Source organism: Paenibacillus sp. FSL P4-0081 (assembly GCF_000758565.1).
Taxonomy (GTDB): domain Bacteria; phylum Bacillota; class Bacilli; order Paenibacillales; family Paenibacillaceae; genus Paenibacillus_AQ; species Paenibacillus_AQ phytohabitans.
Genome location: NZ_CP009280.1, coordinates 4168842 through 4186368, shown reverse-complemented (window position 1 = coordinate 4186368; position 17527 = coordinate 4168842). Strand labels below are relative to the sequence as shown.

The window sequence follows — 17527 nt, the reverse complement described above, 5'->3', positions numbered from 1 at the left end:
TCCGCATACATTTGATCAGGTTATCTCCACGTAAGCACATTGTGTTCGATTTTTCGCATACATTGGTCAGGTTATCTCCACGGACGCACATTGTATTCGATTTTTCGCATACATTGGCCCCCTTTTAGCCCGACCTCCCGGGATTCAGTGGGATTCCTGATACAATAACACATTCGTCCTTTTGCCAGATCTGCTCTGCTCCGAATTCCAAAGTAACCGATTGTCCACAGCTCACGCCTAGCATCATTTCCTATGTAATAAAAAAAGGAAAGTCCGGGTCGCGGACTTTCCTGAATGTGAAGCTTAAGCATCTGCCAGGCTATCAGCCTGGCCGGTCTATTTCCGTACCGTGACGATCAACTTCGGCGTTCTGGTTTCACCCGCCGGGTTGCGTAACACCACCTCGTATTCATAGGTCCCCGGAGCTTTGCCGGAAATTGCAGTCACTGCCGATTGTGCACCTGGTGTCTGTGCCTGCAGGGTTTGGGTGTCTACCAGAATTCCATTCTCATAGAGATCATATCCGGTAGCATTCGTACCCCACCACAGATTCATACTTACATTATAGCTGTCGTCCCCGTCCCAGTTGTCGTTAGACAATACGGCTTGCCCTGGAGAGGCATCCGTGACTGTTACACTCAGCGGGGCACTCTTCGTTGTACCGTATGAATTGCTCAGTTCACCTGTATAGATATACGTACCATTCCGTTTGCCGGTAATATCGATCTGTACAGACTGGGCGGAAGGGGACTGGTCTGCCAGAGACACTTCTTGGATCAGCTCACCGTTCTCATACAGCTTGAACTTTGTGCCGTTGTTACCCCACCAGAGATTCATGGTGATGGTGTAATCTCCGTCTCTCAGCCCAGTATCATGGCCGTTGTTGTCGGACAATACAGGAGTGCCGGGGGCACTGTCCGCAAGTGGTGTGCCCTGGCTGATCCATGCGGCCCACTTACCCAGTACATCTGCCTGTTCCGCTGTAAATACCGTATTCCTGCCGGCATTGACATCATTGCCATAGGATGCGAGCAGCTGTCGTGCCTTCGCACCTTCATGTGCACCCGCTGCTAGTTCTGCCAGCTGCAGTTTGCCTCCCAGCTGTTCGGCAAGTGCCCCGGCGTTCGGATCATCCGAAGCAGCCGCGAAGGTACGTGTCAGCTCAGCCAAACTTGCAAAGGTAGCCGAAATGCCGAAACTGTAATCCACACTCGTTTCCCGGCCCGCCAAGTCGGAGACCGTAGCTGTTACCTCATGCAAGCCAGGCTCCAGCGTATAAGCAGGAGCGTTCAACAGCACGCCGCTTGGTTCTGCTACACCGGACACGGTATCGGAAGCTGTATATATAATCTCTACCTGCTGGTCAATCGTGTATTCTGTCTGGCCCTGAATATCGATGGCCGGAGGGGCGAGATCCACAGGTACTGCAAGTGTCTGTTCAGCCTCCTTATTGCCGTCCAGGTCAACGCTCCAGTAAGTGACGCTGTGCTTGCCCTCATCGCTTATCGTCAGCTTCGTGCCGGTCTGGATCTCCCCGCCGTCGATTTGATAGTAAGTCGAATCGACTCCGGAATCTTCATCCGTTGCGGTAAACGTTACTTCTACCGCTGAAGTATACCAGTTATTCTGCAACTCTCCTGCCATAGCCGCAGTAGTATGCGGCGCTGTCTGGTCCGAAGGTTCTTCTTCAAGGGTAACCAGACTAGAGAGCGGAATGTCCAGCTTTTGCACAAGCTTTGCGACCATCCCGGATACCTTTACCGCACCATTCATCTGAAGATGTGTGTTGTCCTCGGTTGTACCTACCCACATAAATATGGATTTGGTACCTTCCGGTCCAAGCTCCTGGAAATATTCCCAGCTGGCTTGATTCAGATCAATCAGCAGGGCTCCAGTCTCCTGTGCCGTTTCTTTCATCGCCTGCACATATTCCGGGAAGCTCTTGTTCAATGCTTCTCCGGTGAAATCGCGCCGGTTCACCGGCGTGACCAGCACCGGAATTGCGCCTCTCTGCACAGTACCGTTAATGTAATCTTTCAGATACACCTTGAACTGCTCCGGTGTAAGATAACGTTCCGGCCGGGACGGTGTGGAATCATTATGCGACCACTGCATGAACAGATAGTCCCCTTCATGAATACCCAGCAGAATGTCGTTAAGATATCCGCCCACCAGGAAGGTCTTACTGCTTAAACCGCTGACAGCACGGTTATCAATACGAATCTGCTCCAGATCGAAATAACCGCCTAGCGTCTCACCCCATCCAGCCTGCGGGCGATAGCTTTCTGCATAATTGGCGACCGTAGAATCACTTGTCAGATAGAGGGTCGGCTGGTCAGCTACGCCGGTCTCCGGCAGGCGCTCGATCTTCAGCGCATTGATCTTCGGCGAATTGCCGGAGAACGTAAAGTCAAAGACACCGTCAATCAGGGCAATATCATAGATCACTTCGGTAAACTGGCCCTTGGCTACGGTTGTAACCGGGACTTTGGTCATCTGTTCGACAACCACAGCAGCGTTAGTCGCTTCCTGTGCATCGCCAATGGTCATGGTTACACGGTAATTAGCCGGCTTCATTTCCACCAGGAGGCTGCTGCCGTTCATGCGGATGAAATCCTCTGTCAGCGCATTTCCGGTTTCGCGGTTCTCATCCTGTACCAGCGCGGTATCCGTAAAGCCGTAGCCATTCCCTTCAATATAAGCTCTTTTGGAATCTACTCTGGTGTAGCCTTGTTCAGCGCTTCCGGAGCCAAAATCAAATTTGTATACGCTGATATCACCAGCCGGGCTACTGGTCAGTGATTCCCTCGCGACTGTCAGCAGGTTCACTGCAAGGTCGACTTGAGCCTGTGTGGCATCTGTACCCAGCACTGCTTCCACAGACGCCAACGCTTTATTCAGCACTGCTACGGATGCGTCCGTATAGGCTGACAGATCCAAGGCTTTCACTTCTTGATGCAGCGCAATCAATGCCGCCTGATCGCCTGCAACCGGTGGAAGCATCTTGCCTTCGAGCTTCACATTATCGATCTGCGTGGTCCAGCTCAGCGTGCCGCCGCCTCCCTTTCTCGTTCCCAGGAACCGGAATCCCCTTACGTTATTGGCATAAACGCCGGGACTCATCGGGATATCCTTGATCGTCTGAGTGACAGTGGGGTCAGCCAGACTCGTCAATGTCAGATCAATCTTCTTCTCGGCAAAATTAATCTTCACATTGGCATTGACCCACTGGTTCTTCAGAATGTCCGTCGTAATTCCGCCATCCGGAACAGCTGTGGTGCCGGTTCCGTAGTCAGGTGTGTACGGGCCCACAAAATAATGGATTTTTGTACCGGGACTGGTTGTTCCTGTTTTTGTTAACAGTGTGAGAATGATATTCTCGTTTGCATCCTGCAAGGTCAGATGTCCTTCTGACGGGGTAGCACCTACGTTGCCGGAATGCCAGTTGAAATTAACATTAACGAAATCCCCGTTCACCGCATCGAACAACCGGAATACTTTCGCGCGATTCCCGGAGCCGGAACCGGTAACCGACATCACCTTGTTTCCGCTTTGCTCGGTGACCGTGCCTGTCATTGTCCCGGTTATACCCGTGGCATTTACCATTGAATATTGAGCGGCCGCCGGATCACCCTCAAAGTTCTCCTCATAGACCTGAACCTCCGGTTCTGGCTCCGGTTCCGTAATATCCGGATCGATGACTAATGGTGATATGCTGAGTCCCATATCTTTCACTGCTCCCGCTACCAGACCGGCAATAACCTGCGCACCGTAGCTGCTGAAATGCGTATTATCGCCGACGCCGTTCGGGTACTTCGGATATTCGCCGGGATTAGCGTACAGGAAGATTTTCTCCGTAGCCGCCAGGCCGATACGATTGTAATCCGCAATGCTTAACTGGCTCAAATCAATCAGCGGTACATTCAGCTCTACTGCTACTTCTTTGGCCGCCTTCACATATTCGGGGAAACTTACGTTAAATTCCTGAGTGACTGTATTGAAGTCTCTTCGTCCTACCGGCGTGAGCAGGACAGGGGTCGCACCGCGCTGCTTGGCTCCGTTCACATAACGGGCCAGGTAGGTTTTATAATCCGCCGGGGAGGCATAGCGGTCAGGAATTCCTATGCTGGCATCGTTATGTCCGAAAGAAATGAAGAAGAAGTCTCCCGGTTTGATCCGCTGCAATATCGTATCGAGACGGCCGTCAACCATGAATGATTTGCTGCTTCTGCCGCCGATCGAATCGTTCTGGACCACCGCACCATTCGCAAAATATCGTCCGAATTGCTGGCCCCACCCTTCCTGGGGAGCCTGTGCACTGCTATAAGACTGCATCGTGGAATCGCCGGCCATATAGATCGTCTTTGCAGCTCCCGGCGTCTTCTCCGGGTACTTCTCGATAATAATCTCCTGCACGTCAATGGCTGTGCCGGAGAAAATGAGCTCCAGCTGACCGTCTACCACCGCAATATCATACGAGTAGACCAGAGGTGCTCCCGCGCTTACACCAGTGACGGCCAGCTTTTGAACAAATTCAGATTTGATGCCGATATTGGAATCCCGGGCATCAGCACCAAGCTTGAGCGTTACCTTGTAATTGGCACTCGGCAGGTCAACAGCAAACTTTGTGTTGTCCGGAAGCGAAACATGATTTGCGTCCAGAGTAATTCCGCTTGTACTCTCAAAGCCGTATCCGGTTGCCTCTGTGTAAGGTGTATCCTGAACTGCTGTTGCTCCGGCAGCCGGGTCCGTGCCGAAATCAAAGTAATAAATCTGCTGAGGTGTTTCTTGTGCTCCGGTTAGAGTGACATTCGCTTTAGGGAATTCCGTTGCTTCCGTTCCGAGATAGAATCCGGTGTGCGGCGGCTGGTTGTAGGCGACATTCTGCCAGGCTATACCCAAACGGTATACCGGATCCTGCATCAGCGCGGGAATCTTGTAGCTTGTGGGAATCGTTGTTGTATAGAGTCTGTACTCCGAGCTGTCTTCGCTGCGCAGCAGCAGCTCTTCACGCCAGTCACCCAGGATATCCGCCTGAAGGGCAGGGTTGCCTTTGGTATGATTATTGGTCAAGGTACCGGTTGCCCGGAAAATCTCCTTCAGCTGCTTATTCTCATAATCCCACTTGTAAACGAGCGGAATGCCTTTCGCTGTAGTGTTATTCCATTCATGGTCGAACAGCTCCCGCTGAAGATCCCCGTCCCACCAGATCGCAAAGTTGGCGCTTCGCGGCACTTCATTCTGTTCATAAATAACCTCTCCATTAGCCGCATATCCGCGGGATAAAGGGTCCATCTGACCATCGACAATCGTGGCTGCCCATGATTCATATCCCGGGTAGTTCGGATCAATATCCGCAGACATTCCGCGTCCGGTATCCTTACCGGTATACTGGCCCCAGATAATCTCACCTGTTGCAGCATCACGCATCTCCAGCCCGTATTCAGCGTTCGTATGCTCATGCACACTCACGATCTGGTAACCTTCCCGGCCCGGATCGAGCTTACCGGCATGCATCGCATCGCCATGGCCGAGTCCGGTGCTGTAGATCAGGGTTCCATCATCATCAATCGCCAGGGATCCGTACATGATTTCGTCTTTACCGTCACTGTCAACATCAAGCACGCTTAGATTGTGATTTCCTTGTCCTTCATATTGCGATCCGGCTTCATTCGTGTCGAAGTCCCAGCGCTTCACCAGCTCGCCGCCAACATAGTCGTATGCTGTGAGAGTCGTTCGTGTATAGTAGCCGCGGGCCATGACTACGCTTGGCTTCACGCCATCCAGATAGGCAATCCCCGCCAGGAAGCGGTCTACGCGGTTGCCGTATCCGTCCCCCCACGCACTTACATCCCCTCTTGGAGGGTCGTAATTCACGGTGGATACGGCTGCTCCGGTCTGACCGTCAAACAGCGTCAGATATTCTGCTCCGGAGAGGATATATCCGCTCTCATTGCGGTAATCCTTCGTGCCGTCACCGATAACTGTGCCTTGGCCGTCCTTCGTGCCGTCCGCTGTTTTGACGACGACTTCAGCTTTGCCGTTGCCGTCCAGATCATACACCATCAGCTGTGTGTAATGGGCTCCTGCGCGAATGTTAACACCCAGGTCGATTCTCCATAGCTTCGTACCGTCCATTTCAATCGCATCGATATAGACGTTGCCGGTATACCCTGCCTGTGAATTATCCTTGGAATTGCTCGGGCTCCACAAGAAAACGATTTCATAATCACCGTCGCCATCCAAATCTCCTACAGAAGCATCTCCGGCGTAGTAGGAATAGGTGCCTCCGTCTTTGGTCCGGCCGTCAGCCGGTTTATCCAGCGGGATGGGCATATAACCGTTGTGCAGCACCGGTACGGTCTCCGCCTGCATCTCTTCCTTACCGGCAATGACGGTAGAAATCTGATACTGGGAACTGTCTGCGCCTGTGGCGTCCACGTAATTGGTGGAGCCGCTGATCGGAGCTGAGTTTACTTTATATCCGTTTTTATATACATTGAAAGCGATTTCATCTGAATCCGTATTCAAGTACCTCCAGCTCAAGTAGACACCGTTATCAACCAGGACCGCTACTAACCCCCGGTTCAGATATTCTGCCTGACGTGCGGGAAGGCTGCCCTTTGATTCTGCATGTACCGGAGATGCCGGAATGGCAAGCGGGAGAACCAGTAGTAATGATAATAAGAATGCGAACACTGATTTTTTGACGAAAATTACTTTTTTGCCCATGTACTTAACTCCTCCTATTATTCTAAACTCATTTAGAAATCGGGGGAAACTTGTACGTTCACATCATAGTTGTCATTTAACACACCTGCTGCAGTCCTCTTAACTTCAATATGCTATACCTGCTCAGCCAGAGGTTATCATCCCCTTTCATTAGGTCCCACCAAATATGCACAAGTGTATCAAATAATGGGATTCAATTCTGCTCAAAAAAACGCACTTTCAACCCAGAATCGACTATTTTAAAATATAAGGATTTATATAGTTCACGTTATAAATCATTCTTACAGGCACAAAAAAAAGAAATCCCGATAGGCAACCGCCTGCCGAGATTTCTGAAATGTTATTACCTATCCTTGTACCCCTCTGACAGCTCCTTCATCAATCCATATACAACTCAACCAGCTTATAACAGCGGTCACGGGTAACACTGGCCAGCGTGATAGCATACTCCAGTCCCTCCGCTGTCCCTCCTTCGTATTTGGCTGCCTCCTTGGCCGCCGTCTCATCGCGGAGTGTAATCCAGTTCCGCTGCTCCTCTTTCAGCTTAGCCATTTCTGCTTCGGGGAGCTGCTGTTTGAGCACCTGGTAGATCTCATTCAGCGCTTTGTCCCACCGTTCGTTCTCCTGAACGGCCGCTGTTGACATTGCAAGCGTTGTGCCTTTATCCGATATAGCCTTCAGGTCTGACAACCCCTCTTCAATCTCATCCAGTTTGTCAAAATAGGCCTGACGCGTGGACTCCTCCGGCTCCGGAGTAGCTTCAGCAGTAGTCTCCGGCGAGGGAGCTGCCGTCGTTGTAGCTTCGGGAGTGGGCTGCACAGTAGCAACCGCTGTCGCTGCGGGTGTTATCTCCGGCGCTGCAGAAGTTTCCACCCCGGTCTGCTCAGGAGCCGCTGCATTGCCGTTGCCGGCCTCATTATTGCCGCAGCCGCTTAACAGCAGACTGGAGATCAACAGTGTCGTTATTATTGCTTTTTTCATAAGTCCTCATCCTGTCGGTTTGGTATAGTAGTTAGCATACTTCACAGATCCGGCTGGAATCAACTGCCTCTAGACTTATTACCTGTAACTGCCGCTTACTAATCATTACCGGGCCAACCTAGCAAAAAGAAGATTTCGCCGATGATAAACTGCCGACAAAGAACATCATTCAACACAAAAAGCTGCCCTGATCCTAATTGTTCAGAATCATGGCAGCTTAAGTTCAACTACACTATGTCATTAAATATTCTCTGCTCACCTTAAGGTCTGATCAGTACTTTAAGGGCTTCCCTGTTGTCCATCGCGCGGTAACCTTCCGGAACCCCGTCCAAATCAACGGTTACGTCGAAGACACGTCCAGGTTCAAGGGTACCGTCAAGTATATCCGGCAACAATTCTTCCATGTATGCACGAGTGGGTGCCGGCCCGCCGGCAAGCGTAATATTGCGTCCGAACAAGCTGGCAAAACCGACAGGAGCCTCCTCATACTGCGGAACACCTACACGGCTGATCACGCCTCCGGCCCGGACCGCTCCGATACTCATCTCGTAAGCAGGCATCAGCCCGACGCATTCCAGAACAACATGTGTCCCTTCCCCGTTCGTCAGCGCCCGTACTCTTGCAACGCCTTCCTCTCCGCGTTCTGGAACAACATCTGTGGCTCCGAATTCTATTCCGAGATCTGTCCGCACTTTGTGACGGCCCATCAGAATGATCTGCTTGGCTCCCAGCTTCTTCGCCGACAGAACGGCCAGCAGACCCACAGCGCCATCACCGATTACAGTTACTGTTGTATTCTCATTCACGCGTCCCATCACCGCCGCATGATAGCCGGTACCGTATACGTCAGACAAGGTCAGCAGAGACGGCAATAAAGGAGAGTCATCCTTAATTTCATCCGGCAGCTTGAACATGCTTCCCTGTGCTTGCGGTACCCGGACATATTCTGTCTGGCAGCCGGTCATGAAGCTTCCATGCACACAGGAGGTCATCAGTCCTTCCTGACAGAAGGGACAGGTGTTATCTCCGACGGCAAATGGCACAATAACCAAATCGCCTTGTTTGAATCCGGAAACCTCCGAACCCATTTCCTGAATACGCCCAATCACTTCATGCCCCATGGCATCACCTTCGCCATGCTCATGGGCATGCATGCTGTGATAAGGATGCAGGTCGCTTCCGCAAATACAGGCGGCCACTACTTTAATAATCGCATCCGTCGGTTGTTGCAATTCCGGGAGGGGTAGCTCTTCTACGCGTACATCTCCGGCAGCGTACATAATATTTGCTTTCATTTCTAAGTTCCACCTTTTCACTTGAATTATCCGCCCTATTGTAATTACTGCGCTCCAACCACGTTGTGTGGAACATACAGCTCTTCAAGGAAATTAATCTCTTCAGCTGTTAATTTCACCTGCAGTGCACCGGCAGCATCTTCGAGCTGCGACAGCTTCGTTGCGCCTATAATTGGGGCAGCTACAGATTCTTTCTGCAGCAGCCAGGCTAGTGCGATATGGATGCGCGGTACACCGCGCTCTTCGGCCAGAGACGCCACACGCTGAACGATCAGACGGTCAGCATCAGCTGTAGAGTCGTATTTCCATTTCTGGACATGGTCGGTCTCGGACCGGTGAGTGCTTTCCGACCAGTCGCGGATCAGTCTGCCTGAAGCCAGGGGGCTGTAAGGAGTGACCGCAATTTTCTGATCCGCGCAGAGCGGCATCATCTCCCTTTCCTCTTCACGGTAGATGAGATTCAGGTGATTCTGCATCGAGACGAACCTTGTCCAGCTATTCTTCTCGGCCACATGCTGGGCCTTTTGGAACTGCCAGGCGAACATTGCCGATGCGCCGATATACCGGGCTTTTCCGGCCTTCACTACATCATGCATAGCTTCCATCGTTTCTTCAATCGGCGTGTTGTAATCCCAGCGGTGAATGATGTAGAGATCTACATAATCCGTTCCCAGCCGCTTTAAGCTTTTATCGATTTCACTCATGATGGATTTCCGGGACAACCCTGCACCATTCGGACCTTCATGCATACGTCCCCAGACCTTCGTAGCGAGAACCAGTTCATCCCGGTTCGCATATTCCTTAAGCGCGCGTCCGGTAATCTCTTCACTTGTTCCATTGGCGTAAACGTTCGCTGTATCAAAAAAGTTGATCCCGAGGTCCAGGGCTCTTTTGATAATCGGCCGGCTGTGCTCTTCATCCAGAACCCACTGATGGCCTCCCGGCAGCACCTCACCAAAGCTCATACAACCCAGACAAATCCGCGACACATCCATCCCTGTATTTCCGAACTTAATATATTCCATAGCCAAACCCTCCGTTTCCTATAATTATCTATTACAATTCAGCATACCATTCGTCATGAACAGCTTCGAACCAGTCTGTTGGTCCCGGGGTCATAGCCAGATGTACAAACCAGCTGTCCTTGGTTGCACCATGCCAATGTCTCACGCTAGCCGGGATGTTAACTACATCACCTGTCTGGAGCAGCCGGGCCGGTTGGCCTTCTTCCTGATACCAGCCGTTGCCGCCGGTGACTAGCAGAACTTGTCCGGCCTGATGTGCGTGCCAGTTATTGCGGGCGCCTGGAGCAAAGGTCACATTACCGATTGCCGTATTGAGCGGTGCCGGATCTGTAAATATCATCTGCAGGTAAGCATCGCCTGTGAAATTAGCTTCAACCTTGTTGCCTAGCGGGAAAATGGTGCTGCTGCTGAGGTGTTCATTTTCCATCGTAGATTCCTTCTTTCTTGTAATATGGTTGTGACAGCTCATGTTAATGTACTCACGTCTATTATTATAACAACCTTCAGTAACTTTCCAATTGTTGATTTCGCCGTTTTTGTACAATACTGAAACGAATGCAGGAATTTGTTCAGTATCGTAAGAATTCGTTTGATAAAATAATATACAATTGTTTATAATTATAACCAAGTATAAATATTAGAAAGCCCGGTGAATGATATGACCAAGATCGACAGGAGAATCCTTAAAACCCAGGAAGCCTTAAAGGCTGCAATCATTGACCTGATGAAGGAAAAGAGTTTCGACGATATTACCATTCAGGATCTTTCGGATCGGGCTAACGTCAGCCGCGGAACGATATACCTGCACTACATGGATAAATACGACCTGCTGGATAAACTGATTGAGACTCATATTGACGAGTTACGGATAAGATGTGCAGCCGCTGCAGATATGGATTTTGCAACCGGGTCCGTATTGTGGACGGAATATTTCGAGTCCCATTATGCTTTTTTCTCCACGATGCTGGCCAGTAAAGGGGCTCCGTTCTTCCGCAGCCGGTTCATGGAGTTTCTGGTGGATGAGTTCCAGGATGAGGTGGACAACACCAAAGGAAAGAATGAAGGATTAAATCAGGATCTGGTCGTGAATTTTGTGGCCGCTTCGTATGTTGGCGTTGTCGAGTGGTGGTTCATGAACGACAGACCTGTAACTTATCTGGTATTGGCAGATCAGCTGGGAGCCTTGCTGGATAGAATCTGTGAGTAGTAAATAAGTTCAATATTTCGTGGCGCCTCCCTCCCCAATTTCCCCCAATTTCTATTATCCTATAAATAAAAGTGCAGGCGTTAGATCATAAATGCTAAATGATTGCCTAATCCTATCACCAGCAAAACGTATTCAATAAGAGGATTAGGCAATCATATGGCAGGATTGGTCTAACGCTTCTCTTGTGATCTGCAGCATAATAAGTAGGTAACGGATAGCTTGTCCCGATAGAGAGACAATATTTCACAACCTATGGAGGTAATTATATGCGGCAAGTCATTCTTAACAATGGTGTGGAAATGCCGGTGCTAGGGTTCGGAGTCTATCAGATTGCCGATCAAAGCCAGTGTGAACAAAGCGTGCTTGACGCGATCTCAACAGGTTACCGGCTGATAGATACAGCTGCCTCCTATCTGAATGAAGAAGCGGTAGGCAAAGCCATCAGACGCAGCGGCGTAGCCAGAGACGAGTTATTTATTACTACGAAGCTTTGGGTGCAGGACACTGGTTATGCGAAGACCAAGCAGGCGGTGGAGAACTCTTTGAAGCGGCTGCAGCTCGATTATCTCGATTTATATCTAATCCATCAGCCGTTTGGTGATGTGTATGGTTCCTGGCGGGCGATGGAGGAGCTGAACCGTGAAGGGAAAATCCGGGCGATCGGCGTCAGTAATTTCCATATGGACCGTCTGATCGATCTGATTCTTCATAATGAAATCGTCCCTGCCGTGAATCAGGTGGAGACACATCCATTCAATCAGCAGGTCGAAAGTGCAGCCTTCATGAATGAGAACAAGGTTCAGATCGAGTCCTGGGCGCCTTTTGCCGAAGGGAAGAATAACTTGTTCCAGAATGAACTGCTATCCTCAATCGCTGACAAGCATCATAAATCCGTTGCGCAGGTCGTTCTGCGCTGGCTGACTCAAAGAGATGTTGTCGTGATTCCCAAGTCGGTCCGCAAGGAAAGAATGGCCGAGAACTTCAATATTTTTGACTTTGAATTGAGCAGCGGGGATATGAACTCCATTACGGCGCTGGATACGAAAGAGAGCCTGTTCTTCTCCCACCGTGATCCTGAAATGGTCAAGTGGCTTGCCAGCCGTAAACTGGATATCTGATAGAAATCTGGAGGAATCGTCATGCTGGAGGCCATCTTCAAACAACAAAAAGAATTGGCAAAGCTTATTCAACACTTCTCACCAGCGGATGGTGTACTTGAAACAGCAATTCCCCATCTGTTCATTATTAGATATTCAGAAATCTCCGAACCTGCGTACAGGGTGTACAAGCCCGCTTTTTGTGTGATTGCCCAAGGCTCCAAAGAGGTTTTTCTGGCTCAGGAACGATTCGAATACGGGTCAGCCAACTATTTGATCTCTTCGATGAATCTGCCTGTGGTCGGCCAGATTATAAAGGCTTCAGCCGAGATTCCATATCTGAGTTTAAAATTAGAATTTACGCATGACCAAATTTTAGAGGTGATTAACGAGGCTAACATCCGGATCGTACCGAATGACAATGCCAAACGCGCCTTATTTGTAGGTGATATGGAGCATGCTTTAATGGATGCAACATTAAGACTCGTAGAATTGCAGAACCGTCCGGAGGACATCCCTTTCCTTGCTCCACTGATCACTAAGGAGATTCTATATACTCTTCTAAAAGGTCCTTACGGGGTTACCTTAGGCCAAATCGCAATGGAAGGCAGCAATGCATACCGGATCAGGGAAGCCATTGATCAGATTACTACCCACTTCACTCAATCTATGCGTGTTGAAGAGCTTGCCGAAGCCGCGAATATGAGTCTCTCCTCCTTCCATCGCAACTTTAAGGAAGTGACTGGTATGAGCCCGATTCAATTCCAGAAGCAGCTCAGGCTGCAGGAAGCACGGCGTGTATTGCTCTCAGAAGCTGCAGAAGCTGCAGAAGTCGCATTCCGTGTCGGTTATGAGAGTGCCTCCCAGTTCAGCCGTGAATACTCGCGGATGTTTGGCTCTCCCCCGAGATCCGATGTGAAGCAGCTAAAGGAAATGTACGATCCTGCGAAAAGCATGGTTTTCTTGGGAGATTAGTACAACATAAGCGCATAGAAGTGAGTTATTCAACAATGCAGCAATTGATGTATTCAGTATCAGGCAGGAATTCAGTGATAGTTGTATTTTGTGCAATTAAAAACAGCGAAAAGGGAGGCTTTCCTCTTATAACTGTATTCTGTACAACTAAATCTGCCCCAATGGCTGAGAACCGAGGTACAATGGCAGTTTAATTGTACGAAATACAACTAAACGGAGAATCGGTTGTAAATCAGTTGATTTAGTTGTACAGAGTGCAATTAAGCATACCGCATACTCCCGGCATATCCCATAGTTGGGTCACTTCAAACCCTTAGCAAGCGATTTGCTAAAGTGGATTCCACTAACGCTTACTTGTGAGCATGAGAAAAGGAGCAGATTGCCGTTGCAATGTACTCCTTTTCTCATGCACTGTAGTATTCTGTATTATTCAAACCATTGTCTAGGCCCCACCGTATGAAATAGCTGTTTCCGATCAGGATTCAGAGCATGCTCAATACGGTTACAAGTAAAATCGCTGATCGGTTTGGGCAGTTCATCTTTGGAGTAGAAGCCGCATTCTAGAATCTCGGTAGAAGAGGGCTTTGGCACTTGATGATTGACGTTATCCGCTATAAAAACAAAATGATGCATATCATGCACCACTTCATAATACACACCGGTCAACTCTTCAATCCTAACCTCCAGCCCCACCTCTTCAAACACCTCTCTTTGCGCGGTTTCCTCTGCGGACTCATTGTCCTCCCCTTTTCCGCCGGGCAATTCCCAGTTGTTTTTGCCGTAGCTATGCTTCACTAATAATATTTTACCGTCAGAATCTACAATCACTGCTGCTGCTCCGGTTAATTTGGGCACGATCATTCAACCTCCGGATTTCATTTTATGTAAATAAGATGTGATAGAACTTACAGTGGTTATCGTCCTGCTACGTATTGCATCCAACATATCACGAAACGGGCTGTTCTCGCTCACAAATCAAAACGTCCCGTTGATCTATACAAGCATCACCCGGGACGTTCAAATTACACTCTATTTTTTATAAGGACGGACTATATTCCTCATAGGATAGCACAATATGTTCGTGTGTTAGCGGGCTATGCTCTATGATCGCCTTGCGTTTGGCCTTCAAGACAATTTGTTCAATATCTGCGAAGCTGCATCCGTCAAGGCGCCCGCATACCTCTTCCGTCAACCCTGCTTCCCCTTCGAATCCATTGATCAATAGCTCGATATATTGACGCCTGCTGGATTCATCCGGCAGCGAATAAGTCATCTTCGTATCAAATCTTCTCCAGATCGCCCGGTCCAGTTCATTCTCCAGATTCGTTGCCGCTACAAAAATACTGCTGTCGCCGAAGTCATCCAGACATTGCAGCAGGGTATTTACCGCGCGTGCCATCTCTTTGACTTCATCATTGCTCTCGCGTGTTCTTGCAATCGCATCAAATTCATCCAGAAAGAGGACGCAGGGTGTTGCTTTGGCATATTCGAATATTTTGCGGATATTGCTGCCGGTCTCCCCCAAATGGCTATGAATAACCGCATCCAGCCGAACCAGAATAAGCGGAAGCTCCAGCATCTGAGCCATATAGAATGCGGTCAATGTTTTCCCGGTGCCTGGCGGACCATACATGACCACTTTATTGGGAATGGGTACGTTGTGTTCTTCGAATGTCGCCCGCATCCCAAGTATTGTAATGAACTCCTCAACAATCTTCCGGTTCATCGGGGGCAGCACGAGATGCTTTACTTTTCTGGCACATTCTTTTGGTGTGTAATAAGTCCCCATATCTATACCCTTCGCTCTGGGAAGACGCTGATTGCTGCTGTTTTTATTCATTGTTGTCTGGAAGCTCCTTAAATGTATCATGAGTTTACATATCCGGTGCAGTTAATACTTTATAGTGACATCTATTTAATCGTAATAATTACTATTTAATCAATATACCTGCTCACTACCTGCGTTGTCAACCAGCGGCCCTCAGAGTTTCTAATCATCCCCAACGGAGCTTGAGGATGAATGGGGCTGGCAAAATTATGATGCGGCAGTCTTGACAGCTACTCAAGTCAGGAGTAGTATTTTGGAATACTTCTAACGTTCCTGGAAGATCATCGAATACTAAGGAGGCCCCCTATGATTGATGCTCTAAGGAAACTCGGCTTGTCCGATCTTGAAGCCCGCTGTTATCTGGCGCTGCACGGTCAGCCCCCTTCTTCAGGCTACGAAGTCTCTAAGCAAGTGTCAGTATCGCGCTCCAATGTCTATGCTGCGCTGCGCGGCCTTGTAGAGAAAGGTGTCTGTCGTGCTGAGGAAGGTGATCCGATTACCTTCGCTGCAATCCCAATCGGGCAAGTTGTGAAGCTGCTGCAATCGGAGTTCGAACGCACTGCCCGCTTACTGGAGAGTGAGCTGACTACCCTGCCGGATACGCCGCCCTTCTTCAGTAACTGGAAAGGAGATCAGCAGGTGGATCTGGCGATCCGCCGCCTCGCCGCCAATGCCAGAGAGGAGATTCTGGTCGATCTTTGGGCAGAGGATCTGCACTGGGTCGAGGAATCGCTGCTCTCAGCCGAGCACCGGGGTACCGCCGTTCATCTCATGGTCATCGGTGAAACGCCGACAGAGCTTGAACATGTCATCGTACATAGTGTGCCGCCGGGGGGACCGCACCGGACACGCAATTTCTCCATGCTGCTGGATAAGGAAACGGCGGTCATCGGCAGCTTCAGCCGGCACGCGCCGGTATCGGCGCTGGAGAGCAACCACCCGGCGGTGCTGAACGTACTGCAGACCTCGTACTTCCACGATGTTGTGATGATGCGGATCGAGAAAGATTTTGCCAGTGAGCTGGAGGACCGGTACGGGAAGGATTATGCACTGATCCGGCGGGAGCATCCCGAGATGCATGCGAAGAACTCCGGCATGTAATGAATTTAATGTATACCTGTGAATTAGAAAGGATGACATGTTTTGAATACAAAAGGCTCGTCCGTACTACATAACCGCTCGTTCCTGCACCTGTGGATCGCACGGATATTCTCGACCAGCGCTTTTCAGATGCTGTCTGTCGCCATTGGCTGGCAGATGTACGCGCTGACTGACAGCGCCTTCCAGCTGGGTCTTGTCGGCCTGGCGCAATTCCTGCCGATGCTCCTGCTGACACTGCCGGCCGGACAGACCGCTGACCGGTACGACCGCCGGACCATCGTCTACCTCTGCCAGCTGATGGAGAGCGTAGTTGTCCTGCTGCTCGTCCTCGGCAGTCTGCAAGGCTGGCTGGGCTCGCTTCATCTGCTGGTCGCCGCCGCCATTCTCGGCGCCTGCCGTACCTTCGAAGGCCCAGCCTCTGCTGCGCTTGTGCCGGACATCGTGGACCGGGAACAGCTGCCGAAGGCCGCAGCCTGGTCTGCCTCCGCAATGCAGACCGCGATGATCGTCGGCCCGTCACTTGGAGGAGTGCTTGTCGTTTGGGGTACTGCCGCTGCCTACATTGCCTCACTGGCAGCGCTGCTGATCTCGACCGTGCTCATCTTCTTCGTCAAGACCGTTCACTTCGTGAAGAAGCTGGACGCCGTCAATATGGACACGTTCCTCAGCGGCTTGAAGTTTGTCTTTGCCCGCAAAATCATTCTCGGCACTATCTCGCTTGATCTGTTCGCCGTGCTGCTTGGCGGTGCGACTGCTCTGCTGCCGATCTTCGCCGAGGATATCCTGAAGACCGGCTCACTCGGTCTGGGGCTGCTGCGCTCTGCGCCAGCGGTCGGGGCGATCCTTGTCTCGCTGATTCTAACCCGATATTCGGTGGAGAAAGCAATCGGCAAGACATTGTTCGCCTCCCTCGTTGTATTCGCCTTGGCGACGATTCTGTTCGGGGTGTCTCACAGCTTCTGGCTCTCGCTCTTCGCGCTGTTCCTCATCGGCGCTTCCGACGTCGTAAGCGTCGTAATCCGTTCGACGCTGGTTCAGGTCAACACACCGCAAGAGATGCAGGGCCGGGTCAACGCCGTCAACTCCCTGTTCATCGGCACCTCGAACCAGCTGGGCGAATTCGAGTCCGGTACGATGGCCGGTCTGGTCGGTGCCGTACCAGCGACAGTTATTGGCGGGCTTGGTACACTCGTCATCACCGTTGTCTGGATGTATTGGCTCTTCCCGGTCCTCCGGACGCAGAAGACCTATATGGCGGAGAAAGGGTAATAGAGAGCTGATATTGG

12 protein-coding genes are annotated in these 17527 nt (G+C 50.5%); 5 read left to right on the top strand and 7 right to left on the bottom strand.

Annotated features, from left to right (window positions below; genetic code table 11):
- Positions 1-336: 336 nt before the first annotated feature.
- The 5 genes from P40081_RS17945 to P40081_RS17925 all read right to left on the bottom strand — a co-directional run bounded on the left by P40081_RS17945 (position 337) and on the right by P40081_RS17925 (position 10460).
- The gene (locus tag P40081_RS17945; RefSeq protein WP_042137353.1) at positions 337-6732 is read right to left on the bottom strand and encodes a rhamnogalacturonan lyase family protein; all 6396 of its coding nucleotides are present in this window, start codon (positions 6730-6732) and stop codon (positions 337-339) included.
- Between the two features lie 378 nt (positions 6733-7110).
- Complete coding sequence (locus tag P40081_RS17940; protein WP_052421871.1) at positions 7111-7713, bottom strand: lysozyme inhibitor LprI family protein; 603 nt, start codon at positions 7711-7713, stop codon at positions 7111-7113.
- Positions 7714-7973: 260 nt separating this feature from the next.
- On the bottom strand, positions 7974-9008 hold the full coding sequence (locus tag P40081_RS17935) for a zinc-binding dehydrogenase (RefSeq protein ID WP_042137351.1): 1035 nt from the start codon (positions 9006-9008) through the stop codon (positions 7974-7976).
- 44 nt (positions 9009-9052) lie between these two features.
- On the bottom strand, positions 9053-10033 hold the full coding sequence (locus P40081_RS17930; protein WP_042137349.1) for an aldo/keto reductase: 981 nt from the start codon (positions 10031-10033) through the stop codon (positions 9053-9055).
- A gap of 31 nt (positions 10034-10064) precedes the next feature.
- A complete protein-coding gene (locus P40081_RS17925; RefSeq protein ID WP_042137347.1) occupies positions 10065-10460 on the bottom strand; it encodes a cupin domain-containing protein in 396 nt (131 codons plus the stop codon).
- 231 nt (positions 10461-10691) lie between these two features.
- On the opposite strand from P40081_RS17925, the gene P40081_RS17920 reads away from it, so the two are divergent.
- The 3 genes from P40081_RS17920 to P40081_RS17910 all read left to right on the top strand — a co-directional run bounded on the left by P40081_RS17920 (position 10692) and on the right by P40081_RS17910 (position 13312).
- On the top strand, positions 10692-11240 hold the full coding sequence (locus tag P40081_RS17920; protein WP_042137345.1) for a TetR/AcrR family transcriptional regulator: 549 nt from the start codon (positions 10692-10694) through the stop codon (positions 11238-11240).
- A 266-nt stretch (positions 11241-11506) separates the two neighbouring features.
- Positions 11507-12358, top strand: coding sequence for an aldo/keto reductase (locus tag P40081_RS17915; protein ID WP_042137343.1), 852 nt, complete (start codon positions 11507-11509; stop codon positions 12356-12358).
- Positions 12359-12379: 21 nt separating this feature from the next.
- Positions 12380-13312 carry an AraC family transcriptional regulator gene (locus tag P40081_RS17910; RefSeq protein ID WP_042137341.1) on the top strand — a complete coding sequence of 311 codons (933 nt, stop codon included), beginning with the start codon at positions 12380-12382 and terminating at the stop codon, positions 13310-13312.
- Between the two features lie 426 nt (positions 13313-13738).
- Here P40081_RS17910 and P40081_RS17905 read toward each other — a convergent pair whose 3' ends face one another.
- Both P40081_RS17905 and P40081_RS17900 read right to left on the bottom strand, forming a co-directional pair.
- Positions 13739-14167, bottom strand: a complete 429-nt coding sequence (locus P40081_RS17905; RefSeq protein WP_197074372.1) for an NUDIX hydrolase — start codon at positions 14165-14167, stop codon at positions 13739-13741.
- A gap of 181 nt (positions 14168-14348) precedes the next feature.
- A complete protein-coding gene (locus tag P40081_RS17900; protein WP_042137338.1) occupies positions 14349-15152 on the bottom strand; it encodes an AAA family ATPase in 804 nt (267 codons plus the stop codon).
- Between the two features lie 294 nt (positions 15153-15446).
- Between P40081_RS17900 and P40081_RS17895 the strand changes: the two genes are divergently transcribed.
- Both P40081_RS17895 and P40081_RS17890 read left to right on the top strand, forming a co-directional pair.
- The gene (locus tag P40081_RS17895; RefSeq protein ID WP_042137336.1) at positions 15447-16241 is read left to right on the top strand and encodes a TrmB family transcriptional regulator; all 795 of its coding nucleotides are present in this window, start codon (positions 15447-15449) and stop codon (positions 16239-16241) included.
- A 42-nt stretch (positions 16242-16283) separates the two neighbouring features.
- A complete protein-coding gene (locus P40081_RS17890; RefSeq protein ID WP_042137335.1) occupies positions 16284-17510 on the top strand; it encodes an MFS transporter in 1227 nt (408 codons plus the stop codon).
- Positions 17511-17527 lie beyond the last annotated feature (17 nt).

Bases quoted from the DNA above. Each gene is read 5' to 3' on its own strand.
- P40081_RS17945 (WP_042137353.1), bottom strand. From the start codon at position 6,732: ATGGGCAAAAAAGTAATTTTCGTCAAAAAATCAGTGTTCGCATTCTTA.
- P40081_RS17940 (WP_052421871.1), bottom strand. From the start codon at position 7,713: ATGAAAAAAGCAATAATAACGACACTGTTGATCTCCAGTCTGCTGTTA.
- P40081_RS17935 (WP_042137351.1), bottom strand. From the start codon at position 9,008: ATGAAAGCAAATATTATGTACGCTGCCGGAGATGTACGCGTAGAAGAG.
- P40081_RS17930 (WP_042137349.1), bottom strand. From the start codon at position 10,033: ATGGAATATATTAAGTTCGGAAATACAGGGATGGATGTGTCGCGGATT.
- P40081_RS17925 (WP_042137347.1), bottom strand. From the start codon at position 10,460: ATGGAAAATGAACACCTCAGCAGCAGCACCATTTTCCCGCTAGGCAAC.
- P40081_RS17920 (WP_042137345.1), top strand. From the start codon at position 10,692: ATGACCAAGATCGACAGGAGAATCCTTAAAACCCAGGAAGCCTTAAAG.
- P40081_RS17915 (WP_042137343.1), top strand. From the start codon at position 11,507: ATGCGGCAAGTCATTCTTAACAATGGTGTGGAAATGCCGGTGCTAGGG.
- P40081_RS17910 (WP_042137341.1), top strand. From the start codon at position 12,380: ATGCTGGAGGCCATCTTCAAACAACAAAAAGAATTGGCAAAGCTTATT.
- P40081_RS17900 (WP_042137338.1), bottom strand. From the start codon at position 15,152: ATGAATAAAAACAGCAGCAATCAGCGTCTTCCCAGAGCGAAGGGTATA.
- P40081_RS17895 (WP_042137336.1), top strand. From the start codon at position 15,447: ATGATTGATGCTCTAAGGAAACTCGGCTTGTCCGATCTTGAAGCCCGC.